The 284-nt window shown below is 43.0% G+C and carries 1 protein-coding gene; it reads left to right on the forward strand.

Annotated features, from left to right (window positions below; genetic code table 11):
• The coding region (locus V6251_RS15405; RefSeq protein WP_445933628.1) for a hypothetical protein at window positions 1-284 on the forward strand (284 nt) is incomplete at both ends.

The following is a 284-nucleotide window of genomic DNA, read 5'->3' on the forward strand; positions in this document are numbered from 1 at the left end:
CAGACTGTGATGGCGATGGCGTAACCAACGAAACAGAAGTTACAGATGGAACCGATCCAAACGATCCTTGTTCTTACGATCCAGCAAATGTTACAGAAACTCAATCAGGAGATTGGTTAACAGCAGACTGTGATGGTGATGGCGTAACCAACGAAACAGAAGTTACAGATGGAACCGATCCAAACGATCCTTGTTCATTTACTATAGGAAGTATTACAGAAACTCAATCAGGAGACTGGTTAGCAGCAGACTGTGATGGTGATGGTGTAACTAATGAGCAAGAA

Source organism: Olleya sp. Ti.3.14 (assembly GCF_038154885.1).
GTDB lineage: Bacteria > Bacteroidota > Bacteroidia > Flavobacteriales > Flavobacteriaceae > Olleya.